This is a genomic window from Litorilinea aerophila, from assembly GCF_006569185.2.
GTDB lineage: Bacteria > Chloroflexota > Anaerolineae > Caldilineales > Caldilineaceae > Litorilinea > Litorilinea aerophila.
On record NZ_VIGC02000017.1, the window covers coordinates 110,877 to 128,053 of the forward strand.

13 protein-coding genes are annotated in these 17,177 nt (G+C 63.6%); 4 read left to right on the forward strand and 9 right to left on the reverse strand.

The genetic code is table 11. From position 1 onward, the window contains the following. Nucleotides 1-105: 105 nt before the first annotated feature. The 7 genes from FKZ61_RS14070 to FKZ61_RS14100 all read right to left on the reverse strand — a co-directional run bounded on the left by FKZ61_RS14070 (nucleotide 106) and on the right by FKZ61_RS14100 (nucleotide 10,690). A complete protein-coding gene (locus FKZ61_RS14070; RefSeq protein ID WP_229964260.1) occupies nucleotides 106-5,778 on the reverse strand; it encodes a S8 family serine peptidase in 5,673 nt (1,890 codons plus the stop codon). Between the two features lie 34 nt (nucleotides 5,779-5,812). Beyond that, nucleotides 5,813-6,031, reverse strand: coding sequence for a hypothetical protein (locus tag FKZ61_RS14075; RefSeq protein ID WP_141610760.1), 219 nt, complete (start codon nucleotides 6,029-6,031; stop codon nucleotides 5,813-5,815). A 444-nt stretch (nucleotides 6,032-6,475) separates the two neighbouring features. Then, complete coding sequence (locus FKZ61_RS14080) at nucleotides 6,476-7,342, reverse strand: VOC family protein (protein WP_141610761.1); 867 nt, start codon at nucleotides 7,340-7,342, stop codon at nucleotides 6,476-6,478. Beyond that, nucleotides 7,339-7,557 (reverse strand): DUF3565 domain-containing protein, encoded by a 219-nt coding sequence (locus FKZ61_RS14085; protein ID WP_141610762.1) that lies wholly within the window; start codon nucleotides 7,555-7,557, stop codon nucleotides 7,339-7,341. Before FKZ61_RS14085 ends, FKZ61_RS14080 begins: the two co-directional genes overlap by 4 nt. Nucleotides 7,558-7,618: 61 nt before the next feature. Then, on the reverse strand, nucleotides 7,619-8,449 hold the full coding sequence (locus FKZ61_RS14090; RefSeq protein ID WP_141610763.1) for a Dam family site-specific DNA-(adenine-N6)-methyltransferase: 831 nt from the start codon (nucleotides 8,447-8,449) through the stop codon (nucleotides 7,619-7,621). Between the two features lie 11 nt (nucleotides 8,450-8,460). After that, nucleotides 8,461-9,495, reverse strand: coding sequence for an NAD-dependent epimerase/dehydratase family protein (locus tag FKZ61_RS14095; RefSeq protein ID WP_141610764.1), 1,035 nt, complete (start codon nucleotides 9,493-9,495; stop codon nucleotides 8,461-8,463). 7 nt (nucleotides 9,496-9,502) lie between these two features. Beyond that, nucleotides 9,503-10,690 (reverse strand): glycine C-acetyltransferase, encoded by a 1,188-nt coding sequence (locus FKZ61_RS14100; RefSeq protein WP_141610765.1) that lies wholly within the window; start codon nucleotides 10,688-10,690, stop codon nucleotides 9,503-9,505. A 657-nt stretch (nucleotides 10,691-11,347) separates the two neighbouring features. Here FKZ61_RS14100 and FKZ61_RS24030 point away from each other — a divergent pair. The 4 genes from FKZ61_RS24030 (at nucleotide 11,348) to FKZ61_RS14130 (ending at nucleotide 16,073) form a co-directional block, all read left to right on the forward strand. Next, nucleotides 11,348-14,050 carry a LuxR C-terminal-related transcriptional regulator gene (locus FKZ61_RS24030; RefSeq protein ID WP_141610766.1) on the forward strand — a complete coding sequence of 901 codons (2,703 nt, stop codon included), beginning with the start codon at nucleotides 11,348-11,350 and terminating at the stop codon, nucleotides 14,048-14,050. Nucleotides 14,051-14,195: 145 nt separating this feature from the next. Beyond that, nucleotides 14,196-14,639, forward strand: coding sequence for an SgcJ/EcaC family oxidoreductase (locus tag FKZ61_RS14120; protein ID WP_141610767.1), 444 nt, complete (start codon nucleotides 14,196-14,198; stop codon nucleotides 14,637-14,639). 30 nt (nucleotides 14,640-14,669) lie between these two features. Continuing rightward, nucleotides 14,670-14,888, forward strand: a complete 219-nt coding sequence (locus FKZ61_RS14125; RefSeq protein ID WP_141610768.1) for a hypothetical protein — start codon at nucleotides 14,670-14,672, stop codon at nucleotides 14,886-14,888. A gap of 300 nt (nucleotides 14,889-15,188) precedes the next feature. Then, nucleotides 15,189-16,073, forward strand: a complete 885-nt coding sequence (locus tag FKZ61_RS14130) for a c-type cytochrome (protein ID WP_141610769.1) — start codon at nucleotides 15,189-15,191, stop codon at nucleotides 16,071-16,073. A gap of 216 nt (nucleotides 16,074-16,289) precedes the next feature. On the opposite strand, the gene FKZ61_RS14135 is transcribed toward FKZ61_RS14130, so the two are convergent. Then, nucleotides 16,290-16,946 carry a M48 family metallopeptidase gene (locus FKZ61_RS14135; protein ID WP_141610770.1) on the reverse strand — a complete coding sequence of 219 codons (657 nt, stop codon included), beginning with the start codon at nucleotides 16,944-16,946 and terminating at the stop codon, nucleotides 16,290-16,292. Continuing rightward, the coding region (locus FKZ61_RS14140; RefSeq protein ID WP_170199734.1) for a hypothetical protein at nucleotides 16,946-17,177 on the reverse strand (232 nt) is incomplete at its 5' end. The genes FKZ61_RS14140 and FKZ61_RS14135, both read right to left, overlap by 1 nt.

Below are 17,177 nucleotides of genomic sequence, written 5' to 3' on the forward strand. Positions count from 1 at the left end.
TCCGGGCAGAGGTCCGATGGAGGTGGCATAAGGGTAACAAAAGGCATGGGCGACTGTCAATGAAAACAGTCGCCCATGCCCTCATAAAGGAACAAGAAGTTACCGTTACCGCCTTACAATAGGCAGATAAATCTGTTGCAGCTCTGTCGGCGGCTCAGTCACTACCCCGCCGACGACGGCGTTGGAACGGCCATCGGCGCTCCACAGGCCATTTTCCAGGCTGCGGGCCTGAACGACCACGTAGTAGGACTGTCCGGCTTGCAGGCGCAGATCGGTGCGCTCGACCTGATTATCTGCCGTATAGGTCCACCCCAACACATCCCGCCCGCCGGGAAAACTCCCAATGGCATACCGGTAGAGATCCACCTTGTCGCCGGCGACCGGCGTCCAGTTGGCTCGGAGATGACTCAGGCGGCCATCGGTCTCCGCCTGGACCTGGGGTGGGTGGGGTCGCAGGGTGGAGACAGCCGTGCCGAAGTCCACTTGAAACGTCTGCCCTGTACCCGCATAGGCGGGCATGCCCTCGCTGTCCATGGCCCCCTGGACTTCGGCCCGGTAGCTCCCTGGCAGGATCTGAGGGGTGAAGTCGTAGCTGGCCTGGAAACGGGTGGGGGAAAGCCACTGGCCGTCGGTGAAGCTGTAGTCCAGCCCGCCCCAACGGACGTATAGACGGTCTCTGACATACCACAGGTTCCCTCGGGTGTCCATGATAACTGGTCCTCCCGGTTCCGGCTGGATGTCCATCTGGGACCAGTTCTGGCCGTCAAACACGAGGATCTGCTGGGAACATGCCTTCATCCAGATGCGGCCTCGGGCATCCTCGGCAAGCCAGGAAACCTCGCAACTCAGAAGACCATTGGTCTCACTGGGTCCGTAGAAAGTCCAGCCCGCGCCGTCATACATGGCCACATACTTGCGCCGGTTCCAGTCGGGCTCATCGTACCGGTCCAGGGCCACCCATACCCGGCCTTGGCTGTCGGCGAAGAGGTCGGAAAACTGGCTGGTAGGCAGGCCACTGGATTGATTGTATGTCCGCCAGGTCACGCCATCGAAGACGCTGAGGCCTTGCTCGGTGCGGAACCACATGCGCCCCTGGCCGTCGCGAGCAATAGCCATGACACTGTTGTGGACCAAACCTTCCGCTGTGGTGAACCGTCGCCACTGGACGCCGTCGTAGCGCCAGGCGCCGTTCCATGTGCCGAACCACATGTTCCCCTGCAGGTCTTCCCCAATGGAAGATATCCCTTCCATCCAACCCCCGGGCGTGATCTGGGCTGTGTAGGTGAGGACAGTGGCACCCTGCAGCCGGTACAGTCGAAGGTCATTGTCGTTACGAGCGAACCACACATCACCATTGCTCGCACCATAGATGGCATTGATGGTACCCGTGATGCCTGCCTGGGCGTACCAATCCCTGCCATCGTAGTACCGGACGCCGGGATGCGCCCACCCGCCGGCCACCCACAGGCGACCGATGACATCCACCGCCATGGCCTGCACCGGATAATCCAGCATCTGTGCCACCGTACCCCGCCGTGCATCATGAAAAAGGGCAGTGGGCATGGTTTCGGTGATCATGGGGCGACTGAAGTCCACCGTGAGCAGGCCTGTCTCGTCCCCCACCGGATCAGGCGAGAGGCTGACGTTGTGGGCGAAGGCGGGCGCCTCGGGGTCTGGTTCGCTACGCACCGGGGTGAAGGCCACCTTGGGCAGGGTGGAGCTGGGGGTATTGCAGGCGTTCTCATCGAAGGTGCAGTCCCGGATGCGGGCTGCGATCTGATTGGTAGGCAGGTTCCAGAAGTTGTTGGTCGCGTTGATGGTGAAGTTCTGGCTGCCCGGCGAGCTGTGCTCCACGTAGATCTCGTACTGGCCCTTGTTGCCGAAGAGGTTGTTGTCGGAGATGATCAGACTGCGCAGGCGGTACCCCTGCAGGGAGATGCCGTTGCCCTGGTTGTCGATAATAGTATTGTAGCGAATACCATCCTGGGGCTGAACAAGCAGGAAATTCACCGAGGGCTGAGATTCATCTTCGGGAGTCCAGTCGTTATCCAGGAGTTGGCCGTTCACATCGAGACGCTGACCGTAGAATGCAGGGACAGCAGGGGTCCCCTGGCGGTTGTCAATCCAGGCCACCAGATACTCGTTGCGGGTGGAGTTATAGACAACCTTGGGCGTAGAGACATAACTATTATCATCGTTCTCACCGGCAGTACGCAAGGTGATGGGGGTGCCAAGCAGCGCTCCTTGCGTATTGAGCCGTTGGACCATCACCTCATGAATGTTGCCACTTGATATTTCGGGTCCTTGCACCCAAGCGATCAGAAATTCCTGCGCGCTCGAGTTGTAAGCCACAGCCGGTTGATAGGCTGCCACGTTCTGGGTGACCGTAATCGGCCCTGTTGCGGGCGTGCCATCCGCGTTTAACAACATGCCCACCAGGGCACGTTCGCCCATGTCCAGTCCTCGCTCCCAGACTACCAGATAACGGCCATCGCCGTAGGCCGCTGCCGCGTTCCACAGTCTTCGCCCTTGAGGATCTTGGGTAATGGTGAAAGAGGTGCTGACCGTTAGTGAGGATGTGCTGCGGATCCAAGCTCCCCATAGTCGAGAAGAAAAGTTATCACCCTGAAAAACCACCAATGTGCGGTCGTTTACCGGGTCGTAGGTGGCGTCGTAAAGAGATAGAGGGCCATACCATTCCTGCTGTTGTAAGTCCTGACCAATCTGGATCGGATTGCCGAAAGGCGCAATGTCCGCGCTCAGGGCTTGAGCGTATAATCTCCAATCATCCACATTCCCCCCTTGCCACAGAAGAATGTGCTGTTGCGATTGAGAATGATATACTACTCTGGTATTTATGATAGAAGTCGACGTAATGATATTTAACGTCCCGGTGGGACTGCCAGAAATGCCCAAATTCTGGAGACATAGTTTTGCTTCTAATATACCGCGATTATATGGAACTCCAATTGATGCAGCAAGATAACTACCATCCGCTGGATTATACGCCAGCGTTGCCCTTTCAACACATTGCCAAGGAACCGGCGATGCTAGCGGTTGAGCTGTTCCTCCAAGTCGCTGGAATTTTGTGGCGAGGTTTTGCATTCCATCAGTATCGGACCAGGTCACGAGATAGTTATCCTGCTCTTGGTTATAAGCTATATCTATCGAATATAAATATACACTGCGATTCACATCTAGCCAGATATCACCCCCATTGCTTGCAATGAGATTCCCCTGGATGTCCACATTATGAAAGCCCGCAGCGTAGATGCTACCGCCGTTGTTCAGAATCACGTTGTTCCGAATACTTGGTAGTGTCATTCGGGGATCGCTGCAGCACCACAGATGGATGGCCCATCCGCTGTTATCCTGGAAGATGTTGTTCGTGACCTCAGGCGAACCGGATCCGGTGATCCCTTCCCCCGTGTTCCGGAAGGTGTTGTAAGAGATGGTCGGCCGGCCGCCCTGGAGGTTGATGGCCGTGCTGTTGCGGGTGAACTGGCTGCGTTCGATGCGGGGCGAGCCGCCGTTGCCGTTGCTGCCCACCTGGATGGCCATGCCATTGTCCTGAAAGGTCGAGTCCGCGATATAGGGCGCCCGGCTGCCCAGGCTTGCGCCAATAGCGGCACGCTCCACGATCACGTGTTGCAGCACACTACCCCCCTGGTAGTTGCCCTGGGGGTCGAACCAGGCGTCCATGGCGCTGTCGGTGAAGCGAATCCCGCTCCACCGGGTCCCAGTCACCGAGTTGGTGGTGAAGAGGATGGGCGCCTCAGCCGTCCCTCGGGCGATGAGGGTGCCGTCCACGCGGATGAACTTATCCGGGTTGCCCTTGATGACCGTACCCGGCTGGATGGTCAGGGTAACACCCTGGCCCACAATGACCGTGCCATTGAGGATGTAGGTCTTATCTGCCGTCCAGACCGTGTCCTCCACATACATGGTGTTGCCCAGCACTTCCTCACCGCTGCGCACGGTCAGGGTGAAGGGCAGGGACAGTTGGTAGCCGTTGTCGCCGTTCAGGACCAGGTTGAACAGAATGGGGTGGTTGTAGGGTGCGTTGCCGGCCAGGGTCAGGCCAAAGGGATCTGCGGCGTTGCTGCCCATCTGGCCGCTGTCCACGGAGCCAAAGGTCCCCTGGCCATCAGTCACTGTAGCGTAAGGATCACTGGTGGTCAACGTGCCCACCAGGTTGGCTGCCGGCACCCACAGGTTGCGTAGGGTCAGGGCCAGCAAAAAGGATTGACCGGGCTCGGGCCGGGCCCCACTTACGCCATCGATGGCGTAACTCTCGACCCGTGCGTTCGGCTGGGGCGTGGTCCCCAGCGCAGCAGCCGCGTCCAGACGTCCATAGCCCAGCTGTCCGACCAGTGTGGGGTTCAGGGAATCAATCGAAAAGGCGGTGTTCAACAGCTGCCATTTCACCAATTCGGGCGACCAGTCTGGGTGGGCGCTGCGCAGCAGGCCCGCTACACCGGCCACCATAGAGGCAGAGAGGCTGGTGCCATCCACCGTGACATAGCCGCCGATTTGAGTGGTGCGGATAAGCTCACCTGGGGCCGCGATGTCAACCCAGGGGCCAAAGTTGGAGAAAACCGATTTTTGGTCGTTTTGGCCCGTGGAGGCTACGGCGATGACTTCGGGATAGGCAGCAGGGTAGAAAGGGGTTGTCGAGTCGTCGTTACCGGCGCCGGCCACCACGACCGCGGTGGTGGCTGCCTCTTGAATGGCGTCCCGCACCAGGGCGGAATCTGCATAGCCGCCCAAGGAGACATTGATGATCCGGGCTCCATTGGAAGCAGCATAGACGATGGCCTCGGCAATATCCGAGTAGTTGGCAATACCGGAGGACTGCATGGCCTTCAACACCATAAGGCGACACGACCAGCACAATCCCGCTACGCCGCTGCCGTTGTCAGTGCTTGCGGCAATAACGCCGGCCACCTGGGTCCCATGACCATTATCATCCTCGATTTGGGGCGAATCGTTGATAGAATTCCAGCCATGCAGATCGTCCACGTACCCGTTGAGATCGTCATCCTGGCCGTTGTTGGGCACTTCCGCGCTGTTGACCCAAAGCTGACCGCTAAGATCGGGATGGTCAGTGTCGATGCCGGAATCGATGACGGCGATAATGACCTGATTGCTCCCTGTGGTGGCATCCCAGGCGTTGGGAGCCCCTACATGGGGCAGATACCATTGTTGTGGGTACTCCGGATCGTTGGGGACTCGGACGGCTCGGGCCACGTAGTCAGGTTCTGCATACTCCACATTGGGGTCGGTCCGTAACAGAGCCAGGGCATGATCCAGGGGGATCTGGCCTGTCATGCGCAGGCGATAGATACGTTCCAGGCCACGATGGGAAGATTCTGGATGTTGGGCCGCCTGAACAGTGCCCATGGCAGGCGCAAAGAGGGGCTCTACGTCTACCACGCCCAGGCTATTCAGGGTACTCGCCAGGGATGAAGCCTGGACTTCTCCATCCTGCCCCTGGACGCGAAGGTCCACCCCGGAGCGAACCTTCACAATCATGCGGTCCCGGGCATACTCGATCCAGGGGTCGGTGCTGACGACGATGGTCCCAGCATCGGTTTCAATACCGGTGACAGCTGACAGGGTTGAATCCAACTGGGCTGGCAGTGATGCAACCACCGGCTCTGATTGCATCACTGCCAGTAGAATTGACAGCAAAAGGAGAGCAGAAAACCCCGCCACAGCCAGAACCAACGCCGGGGTCCGATATGGATGAAGTTGCCGAGGGGAATGAATGTTCACGGGTACAATCCTCCACAATGGTCTTCAGGCCCGCTTAGCGTTCGATCAGGGGCAGGTAAACCTTGCGAATGATGAGGTTCCCAGGCACCAAGATCTCCGGTCCATCACCCTCTTTTACATGGAGCGGCGCATCTTCAGACAACTCAAAACTTACAGTAGCAGTCGGGTTAACGCTCACAGTGACTTCATAGGCGCCCAGGGCAGCCTGGCTGGTATTGAGGATCAATTCAACGTTGCCGGCCGGATCGGTCATAAATGTCTGAAGAACCCGTCCGTTGATGGAAACGATGGCCGTGCTGTTGGGTGGATAGTTACTACCGGTCAGTGTAAAGAAGCTGCCAGGACGCCCACTGGAATGGTTGATGGTGAGGAGGGGCGCCAGATTACTATTGATAGGTTGCTTCTTTCCCTTAACCTGTCACGAACGACAGTGTCCACACTAAACTGTATTTTGCATGGGATTGATTGGCCTGTAAACCCTATCCACTCAAATTTTCGAAAATTGAAAATGAGCATTACAGTGGAGGCATAAACATCACTGTAAAAACCCGGGATGTTCTCTTCAGCAAAACCTTCACGCAAACACCCGCCCAGATCGACCACTGCCAGGCCCAATAGGAATCGGGCCTGGCAGTAGTCGAGTGAAAAAATAGTCGGTTGAATGCAGTCAGTCAGGTACGATGCGCCTGATAGTTCCTCACCGCCCGGCGCGCAACACCACCCCGTTGCGGGACGGATCGTGGAGAAACCAGCCGCCATCCCGGGCCTGGGGGATCAGCCCCGCGGCCTGGATCCGGGCCAGCACGGCTTCCAGGGCCTCGGCGTCCGGCAGGACGATCTCGTAGTGGAGCAGCCGGGCCGCATCCTCCGGCGGGGGTGGGGCGCCCCGGCCCGCCCAGATGTTCAACCCCAGGTGGTGGTGATACCCCCCGGCCGAGACAAAGCTGGCCGAGCGGTCGAAACGTTGCATCAACGTGAAACCCAGCACGCCACAGTAGAACGCCTCCGCCGCCTCCAGCTCCGCCACGTGCAGATGCACATGCCCCACGATGGTCTCCGCCGGCATGGCCGCCCCGCCGCCACCCCCAGGGGCCAGCTCAGCCAGAATCCCCTCCACATCCAGGGGATCCACGGTCATGGCCAGCTCCATTCCCCGAGGCGTGGACACCATGGGCCACTCCGCCCGGGGCCGATCCCGGTAGATTTCGATGCCATGGCCGTCCGGATCGGTGAGGTAGAGGGCTTCGCTGACCCCATGGTCGCTGGCCCCGGCAATGGGGGTGCGGGTTTCCAGCAGGTGGCGCAAGGTTCGGGCCAACGCCAGGCGAGAGGGCAACAACAGGGCGAAATGGTAGAGGCCCGTCCGCCCCCGCTGCACCGGTCGGGCCCCGGGCTGTTCCACCAGGCAGAGCAGATCCGGCCCGCCGGCCCCCAGGAACGCGGCACCTCCCTCCTGCCGGTGGAGCTGCAGGCCGATACGGTGCCGATAATAGTCCAGGGAACGGCCCAGGTCGGCCACGCAGAGGGTCACCATCCCCATGGTCGTCTCCGGGTGAATGGTCATGTCACAGGCTCCTTTCGGTTGGCTGCCGGCCCGGAAGCGCATTCTTTGCACGTGAGCCAGTAACCAATGAACCGTCTCCGTCCTTCCTCGGTCAACACCCAGGGCCGCTGGCTCCAGGGGGGATCATGGCGCACGTGGATGGTATGGCCACAGGAGAGCTCGGCCACCCAATCGCCCACATCGTCCTGGTGAAAGCCGACGATTTGACGTTCCATCCCGCGCCACCTCCATGCCATGGCATCATCAGTGTCATCTGTGGCTCCTGTGGATCCACGTTCAGTGGAAGACGGCCAGGATCTCCCGGACTTCATTGCGGTTGGCGCCGTCGCAGCTGATGTGACGCCGGACCGTCAGCCGCCTTTTTTCCCGTGCCCGGGCATAGGCCTGGGCCGTGAAGTCGGTGTCGTGGTTGGAGATCACCACCGGCACGCCCCGGGCCGCCAGTTCCTGGGCCAGCTCGGCCAGGCGCAGCTGTTCCGCCGGGCCAAAGCCATCCTTGCTGTAGCCGGTGAAGTTGGCCGTGGCGGACAGGGGCACATAGGGCGGGTCACAGTAGACCACGTCGCCCACCTGGGCGGCGGACAGGGTCTCCACAAAGTCGGCCACCTGAAACTCCAGCCTGGCTCGCCGGGCCTTCTCCAGAAACGCCTCCATCTCCGCTTCGGGAAAGTAGGGCCGCTTGTAGCGGCCAAAGGGGACGTTGAACTGGCCACTGGCGTTGTAGCGGCAGAGCCCGTTGTAGCCGTGGCGGTTCAGGTAGAGGAAGAGCGCGGCCCGCTCCCGGGGATCCTGGCTGCGGTTGAAACGATCCCGGTACTCGTAGTAGACCGGGCGCTGGTTGGTCTCTGGGGTGAAGAAGCGCTGGCAGTAGCGGATGAAAGCCTCGCCCTCCTGCTGCAGCTGACGGTACAGCCCGATCAGATCCGGGTTGGCGTCGGCCAGCAGGTAGTGGTCGTAGTCGGTGTTCAGGAAGACCGCGCCCGAGCCCACAAAGGGCTCGATCAGGCGGCGACCCGGCGGCAACACTTCTTTGATGTGGGCCACGATACGCAGTTTGCCGCCCGCCCACTTCAAAAAGGGTTTGACTTTGGCTGCATTGCTGTCCATGGCCAACCTGTTCAATTGCCCCCGCCCTGGGGAGACCGGCGGTAGCGGGCCTGGATGTTGGGGAAGAGATACTCCTGAAAGGCCCGGTCCACATCGTACTGGGGCTGCCAACCCCAATCCACCCGCGCCGCGCTGTCGTCCAGGTCCGCCGGCCAGCTGTCGATGATGGCCTCCCGCTTGGGGTCCGGCGCAAAGGTGATCTGGGCATCGGGGAAGGCCTGCAGCACCCGCTCCCGGATCTGTCCGGCGGAGAGGCTGAAGCTGGTGACGTTGTAGACCAGGCGGGTGAGCCGCTCCCGGGGCGCCTGGCCCAGCTGCAGCAGGGCGTGGACCGCATCGGGCATGGCCATGAAGGGGATGCGGGCCTCCGGCCGCACGAAGCAGGCGTAGGGCTCTCCTTTGGCCGCGGCGTGGATCATCTCCGGGCCGTAGTCGCTGGTGCCGCCCGAGGGCAGGGTGAAGGCGCTGATGAGCCCGGGAAAGCGCACACAGCGGAAGTCGATGGTCACGGGCTGTTGCGCGGCCAGCTGGCGGTAATGTCGGCTGTAGTAGATGCCCAGCATCTCGCAGTAGAGCTTGTTGCAACCGTACATGGTGCGGGGCTGGTTCCACTCGAACTCCCGCACCCGCTGATAGAGCTGCTTGCTCTCCCGGTCCGGCATGCCGTAGATGGCGATGGAACTGGGGAAGATGAACTGGATGGAGCGGTTGCGCCACTGGCTCTGCTCCGTGGCCAGGCGCAAGAGCCCCAGGGTCCCCTCCACATTGATCTGGTGGGCCATCTCCGGCGTGACCTCGCTGCGGGTGGAGAGGAGCGCGGCCAGGTGGTAGATGACCTCGATGTCGAACTCGCTCACCAGCCGGGCCAGCAGGTGGGTGTCCAGCAGGTCCCCCTGGACGTGGGTGGAGAGGCCCTGGATCTCCGGGGGCAGCGGCTGGAGGTCCAGGGTCAACAGAAGATGGTTGCCCGACTGGGAGAGCTGTTTCACCAGGGCATGGCCCACCTCGCCGCTGGCACCGGTGATGAGGATCGCTTTCTTGCGCATTGGATGGCTATCCCCCTATCACCCCCAGCTCTCGGCCCACCCGGGCGAAAATAGCCAACGCCTCCTCCAGGTCGGCCCGGCTGTGCGCGGCCGAGTTCATGACCCGGATGCGGGCTTTGCCCATGGGCACGGTAGGATAGCTGATGGCCGTGGCGAAGAGCCCTTCTTCAAAGAGCCGACGGCTGAAGTGCTGGGCCAGGGGCGCCTCGCCCAACATCACCGGGACGATGGGCGTCTGGCTGTGGCCGATGTCGAAGCCCAGCCGCTGCATCTCCGCCTTGAAGAAGCGGGCATTCTCCCACAGCCGGTCCACCAGTTCGGTGGACTCCTCCAGGACCTGGACGGCTTCCAGGCAGGCGGCCACGTCGGGGACGGTCATGGCGCTGGAGAAGAGGAAGGGCCGCCCCCGCTGGCGCAGCCACTCCACCACCAGGCGACTGCCGGCCACCAGGCCGCCCACCACGCCAAAGGCCTTGCTCAGGGTCCCCACCTCCACCTGGACCCGGCCGTGGAGGCCAAAGTGGTCGACGATGCCCCGGCCGCCCTCACCCAGCACCCCTTCCCCATGGGCGTCATCCACCATGAGGATGGCGCCGTGGGCTTCGGCGATCTCGCAGATGGCGGGCAGGGGAGCGATGTCCCCGTCCATGCTGAAGACGCCGTCGGTGACAATGAGGCGGCGGCCGGACGCAGGCACCTGTTCCACCTTGCGGCGCAAGTCGTCCACGTCGCAGTGGGCATAGCGCACCACCTCCGCCCGGCTCAGGCGGCAGGCATCAATGATGCTGGCATGGTTCAACTCGTCGGAGAAGATCACGTCGCCCCGGCCCACCAGCGCGGGGATGGTGGCCAGGTTGGCCATGAAGCCGCTCTGGAAGGTGATGCAGGCCTCGGCCCGCTTGAACGCGGCCAGCCGCTCCTCCAGCGCCACGTGGAGGGACATGGTGCCGGCGATGGTACGCACCGCGCCCGGGCCGATGCCGTAGCGGTCGATGGCGTCTTTGGCCGCCCGGCGCAGCCGGGGATGGTTGGCCAGCCCCAGGTAGTTGTTGGCACAGAAGTTCAACAGCTCCCGCCCGTCGATGATCACCCGGGCGTCCATGGGCGACTCGATGGTGCGGATGGTGGTCAGCAGCCCTGCCTCCTGCAGGCGCGCCATCTCCGTTTCAATCCAGCGCAGGGTTTCGTCAGCCATGGGTCATTTCCTTTGGGTGCAGCACAGTGGCTCCAGGATTGGGATCGTTCCGGATGCGCTTCTCCTCCCCATCGTACCCCGAGAGAGGGGCGGCCGTCAATCTGTTTCCTGCCCGCGCCGGACATCCATCGGGCAGGCCCTTGGCCCACCCCGACGAGACCTGCCCCCCTTCGTAGGCGGTTTGGGCGAATCATGATTCGCCCCTACAAACCGGGCTGCGCATCCATCGCCGCCCCTTCGCCCATCTGGATCCGGCGCCAGCGGGCAGGCACGGGGTCCGCCCCGACGAGACCTGCCCCCCTTCGTAGGCGCAGCTCGTAGCTGCGCAGCCGTCGCCGCCCCTTCGCCCGCCTGGATCCGGCACCATCGGGCAGGCCCGGCGACCCGCCCCGACGAGACCTGCCCCCCTTCGTAGGCGCAGCTCGTAGCTGCGCAGCCATCGCCGCCCCTTCGCCCACCTGGATCCGGCACCATCGGGCAGGCCCGGCGACCCGCCCCGACGAGACCTGCCCCCCCTTCGTAGGCGCAGCTCGTAGCTGCGCAGCCATCGCCGCCCCTTCGCCCACCTGGATCCGGCACCATCGGGCAGGCCCGGCGACCCGCCCCGACGGAAACCGGGTGGACGGTCGGCCGTGAATGTAGTACCATTGGCCCACCATGACCCAATGGCATCTCCCGGACACCATCCCGTTGACGAAATTGCGGCCCCCACGGCTGGCCGAGGACATCCTGGAGCGGCCCCACCTGGTCCAGGCCCTGCAAAAGGCGGTCGCCAACCACCGGCTGACCCTCCTCTCCGCACCGGCGGGCGCAGGGAAGACCATCGCGGTGGCGGCCCTCCACGCTGCCTGCCCCCAGATGCCCATGGCCTGGGTCGCGCTGGACGAAGGAGACGACGAGCTCCAGGCCTTCCTCCAGCTCCTGATCGCTGCGGTCCGGCCCCACCTGCCCGACTTCGGCAGCCAGGCCCAGCCCTTGCTGGCCGCCGGAAGGGACGCCCCACCCAACATCCGCCGCCTGCTGGGCCTGCTCATCAACGACTTCGCCGCCCACCTGGGCCAGACGGAAGGACCTTTCCTGCTGGTGCTGGAGGACTACCACCGCATCGACAACCCGGCCATCCACAGCCTGGTGGACTACCTGCTGGAGCGGATGCCGCCGGACCTCCATCTGCTGCTCACCACCCGCCATGACCCGCCCCTGCGCCTGGCCCACCTGCGGGCCCGGGGCCAACTGGCAGAATTTCGCCTGGATGGGCTGAGCTTCTCGCCGGATGAGGTGGTGCGCCTCTTCCAGGAAGAGCTGGACATGGCGCTCTCGCCGACAGACGTGGAGCAGATCCACCAGCGCACAGGCGGCTGGGCGGCCGGGGTGCGTCTGCTGGCCCTCTACCTGGCCCGGCTGGACACCACAACCCGCCGCCGGGACCTCCTCGCCCACCTCGCCGGCAGCCATCACTTCCTCTTCGACTACCTGATGGAGGAAGTCTTCAACCGGCTCTCCGGCCGGGAGCAGACCTTCCTCCTGCAGACCGCCATCCTGGATGAGCTGACGCCCACCGCGTGCCAGGCGGTCACCGGTCTCCAGGACGCCGGGGCCCTCCTGGATGGGCTCTACCGGCAGAACCTCTTCCTGACCCTGAGCGAGGCGGCCGACCCCCTGGCCGAGCCGGTCTACCGCTCCCATGCCCTCTTCGCCGGCTTCCTCCGGCGGGAACTACACCGGCAGCCCGGCATGGACATGGCCGCCCTGCACCGCCGGGCCGCGGACGTGGCGTCCACGCCGGAACGCCACATCCACCACCTGCTGGCCGCCGCCGACTGGCCCGCGGCCGCCGAGGCCATCATCGACCTGGGCCGGGCCCAGTGTCAGCAGGATTTCGTGCATCCTCGAGTGATGGCCTGGATCGACGGCCTGCCGGCGGAGGCCCGGCGCGCCCACTACTGGCTGGACCTCATCGAAGCCGGCCATCTGCGGCAGCGGGGCGAGCTGAGCAGGGCGTGGGAGCTGGCCCAGGACGCTTACCCCCGGGCCCAGGCCGCGGGGGATGTGGCCGGCGAGCTGGAGGCCCTATGGACCCTGGCCTTCTACGTGACCGAGCAGAGCGATCCCGTCTGGCAAACCCGCCTGGGTGAGCTGAGCGGACAGCATCCCGACCGGCTCTCCCCGTTACGCCGGACCAACCTGCTCATGGGCAAGATCTGGTACGCGCTGAACGGCGGCCATTGGGCTGCGGCCCAGGAGCTCTTCCACGATTACCTGCGCACGGCCGAGACCGCCGGCGACATCCGCATCTACGACGCCGCAGGCCAGTTCCTCGGCCCCCAGTTTCTCTTTTTGGAGCGGGGTATGGAGCTGGTGGAGCGCTTCGACCAGGCGGCGCTGCACCTGCTGGGCGAAGCGGAAGAGGGGCTGGCCCACGCGGGCATCTACATGCGCCAGGGCTGGATCCACCTCTTGCGGGGAGACCTGTCTGCCGCAGCCACGGCCGAGGAGCGGACCCGACGCCTTCAGGACGAGATCGGCGCGCTGGCCTGGATGGACATCATGCTCGACATCCTGAGGCTGGCCCTCCTGATCGCCCGGGGCGAGTGCGACGCCCTGGCCGATTTTGTGCGCCGGGCAGAAGTAGAACGCCACCAGATCGACACCCACCGCAACAACCTCTACTACTACCGGGTGGCCCTCTGGCGCGGCCTGTGGCAACAGGATCGCCGGGAGGAGCTGAGGCAGGTGCAGCGCGCCATCGAAGCGGAAGAGGATCTGCGCAGCATCGCGGAAATCAAGACCTTCCTCGCGCTTCTGGCCGGCTGGCAGGCCGTGGCAGCGGGGCAACCCGCCGCGGCGGAGACCGCCTTTCAGGCCGCGGTAGGCCACCACCGCCGGATCCCCTGGATCGGCATCTGGGGCAACCCGGGGCTAGACTTGGCCCTCTTCTACCTGCAGGAGGGGCGACCCCAGGACGCGCTGGCCGCCTGGCGGGAAGCCGCCCGGGAGATGGTGCATCGGGGCATGCCCGGCCAACCCCTGTGGACCGGCCGCAAGGTCATCCCCCTGCTGGAGCTGGCCGTGGCCGAAGAGGTCTACCCCCACGTGGCCCGGATGGCCCTGGACGCCTTCGGCGTGGATGCAGCGCCCCGCCCCCTCCCCATCCCCGGCAGCCAGGAGTGGCTGACCCCCCGGGAGGTGGAGGTGTTGCGCCTGCTCCTGGAGGGGGCCACCAACCGGGCCATTGCCGACGCCCTGGTCATCACCCCGCGCACGGCCAAGGCCCACGTGAGCAACATCCTGCAGAAGCTCCAGGCCGCCACCCGCAGCGAAGCCGCGGCCCGGGCCCGACAATTGGGGTTGTTCGGGTAGGAGTCCGGGGTCCGAAGTTCATTCTCGTTTCCCCAACATTGTCCCCTCTCTGCGGCCACATTGTCCCTTTGGCCAATGCGCGGCCCGCCGCCATGGGCTATCCTCCGGTTGTATCGTTTGGTCCAACCATTCCAGGAGGCATCCCATGGCACAACAGACACTTTCCCACACAGAGACAACCGACCACACAGCAGACCAGGAGGCCATCCGCGCCGTTGTGGCCGGGCTGGAGGCGGCCTGGAACAACGGCGACGCCGAAGCCTGGTCCGCCACGTCCGCGGCGGATGTGGTGCACACGGTGTGGAACGGCCATGTGGCCGAAGGCCGGGACGCGGTCATCGCCGGCCACGAGCACATCTTCCGCACGGTCTACAAGGACACCCGGCTCACCCTGACCGTGCGCTGGATCCGCTTCCTGCGGCCGGATGTGGCTGTGGTGCAGATGGACGGCGCGCTGGAGGGGGCGGACAACGCGCCCAGGGTGCGTCCCCTGGCTGTGCTGTCCAAAGAGGAGGGCCGCTGGCAGCTCCGCATCTTCCAGAACACGCCCATCCTCGCCCGTCCTGGCGGCGATTCGTCCTCATCCTGAAGGAAGGACCGCCGTTCCCGAGGGGAGACCATGCCCACCTTCTGCATTCGCCTGGAAGGCCATCTGGATCCGGATTGGGCGGCGTGGCTGGGCGTGGCGCAACTGACCCACCGGCCGGATGGAACAACCACGCTCAAGGGCGAGGTTCCCGACCAGGCGGCCCTCTTCGGCCTGTTGATCAAGATCCGAGACCTGGGTATTCCGCTCATCGGGCTGAAGCGGCTGGATGAATCGAATCCTCCTATCTGACTCGCCTGCAAACAGGGTTATAAATCCAACGCAAAGACGCCAGGGCGCAAAGGCGCAAAGAAATCTGTATGCGCAAGCCTGCGTGCATCTGCGGTTTTTGCAGTGAACGCATCCATGCATCCAATGACTCCGCTGCAAAAAGGGCATTTTTGAACGCAAAGACGCAAAGGCGCAAAGAAACGCAGGAGAGAATCGCCCGAATCAGCGTTCATCTGCGTGGGTCAGCGTCCTAATTTGACCTTTGTGCAGTAGAGCCATCCATGAATCCAATACATCTACAACATTGGAAGCGAGGCAGCCATGAAACGCATACTCAAATGGATCGGCATTGGCCTGGCCAGCCTGGTGGGGTTGCTGGTGGTGGCCGGCGGAGTGCTGCACCTGGTGGGCAGCAACCGGCTCCAAAACGCGCCGGCGGTGGCCGTGCAGACGGTGGAAGTGCACAACAGCCCCGAGGTCCTGGCCCGGGGTCAGCGGCTGGCCACCATCAGCTCGTGCAACGGTTGCCATGGTCTTGACCTGGGCGGCCAGGTCTTCAACGATGAGCCGCCCCTGGGCTACCTGCCCGCGCCCAACCTGACCGGAGGCGCGGGCGGCGTGGGCGCAGTCTACACAGCCCAGGATTGGGACCGGGCCATCCGCCACGGGGTGGCGGCGGACGGTCGCCCCCTCCTCATCATGGCTGCCCATCACTACGCAGCCTATGGGGACGAGGACCTGGCCGCGCTCATCGCTTACCTCCAGTCCCTGCCTCCGGTGGACAAGGAGCTGGGACCGCGGCGCATCCCCCTCCCCGGTACCATCATCTTCGGCCTGCTGGCCTACAACGACGTGACCTCGGTCAACAAGATCGACCACGCCGCGGTGGGTGGGGCTGCGCCCCCCGCAGGGGAGACCGCCGAATACGGCCAATACCTGGTCCAGATCGCCTCCTGCGGCTCCTGCCACGGCGAAGATCTGGGTGGCAACACCGACCCCAACGCGCCCCAGGGGCCCAACATCACCCTGGGCGGAGCCCTTCGGGGGTGGAGCCAGGCCGACTTCGTGACCGCCCTGCGCACCGGCCAGACGCCGGACGGCCGCCAGATGGATCCGGAAATGCCCTGGCCGGCCTATGCCACCCTGACCGACACGGAACTGGCCGCGATCTGGGCGTATATCAACAGCCTGCCGACCGGCCCATAGGGGAGGCACACAGGGCATCGGTTGAAAGCGACGCCTGCTTGCCAGTCCATGACCGCATCCGGACGGACGACGCCCTGCAGGCCGCTGCGGCATAACAGCCCCGAGGCCCTGGCATGGGGCCAGCGGCTGGCCACCCTCAGCTCGTGCAACGGTTGCCGTGATCCCAATTCGGACGGAGCCTGGTCTTCAATAATGAGATGAGCCGCCCCGGAGCAATCAATACTCCCATTCGGCATGGGCCAGCGGGGCACGGTTAAGTTCATCGCGCCGCAGACGCCAATCTGGCAGGAAGCGATCCATCAGCGCCTGAAAGCGTTCATTGTGATGCCGTTCCAACAGATGCACCATCTCGTGCACCAGGATGTATTCCAGGCATTGCGGCGGCTTTTTCATCAGTTCCAGGTTGAGCCAGATGCGCCGGGCTTCGATGTTGCAACTGCCCCATAGGGTTTTCATCTTTTTGATGCGCACCTCGCCAACCTCGACGCCAATCATCAGCCCCCACTTTTCCAGCAGCGGCGGGATGCGCTCTCGCAGTTCGGCGCGGTACCAGCGCTCCAGCACCCGTTCACGGGCGGCGCGGTCGGTATCCGGCGGCACGGCCAGTTCGATGTAGGCGTTGTTGCGGATGCGCACCGCCGGCCTCCCGGCGCGGATGACCACGTCCAACCGGTAGCGTTGACCGGCAAAGTAGTGGCTCTCGCCGCTAACCATCTCCCGCTGGGACTGGCGTGCCTGTTCGGCGAAGCGCTGGCGATGGCGGTGGATCCAGCCCAGGCGGGAGACCACCGCCAGGCGGATGGCCTCGTCATCCAGATGCCGCGGCGCAGAGACCCGCACCTGTCCATCCGTGTGAACACGACTGATATGCATTATAGATTTCCTTCTTCTTGTGCTTCCACCAACCTCACCCGGCCGGTCAGCAGGGCCTGCATCATGCCCTGTTTCACCTGGCGGACCTTCTCGCGGCGGGCCTCCCGTAGAGACGCAGCATGCTGCGTCTCTACGTTGGCGTTGCCTGCGCGGTCTTTCCAGTTCCCCAGGTATTCGTAGCCCAGGGCGTCGTGGAAGAAATCAATAACGCGGCGTTGGGTATGGATTTCG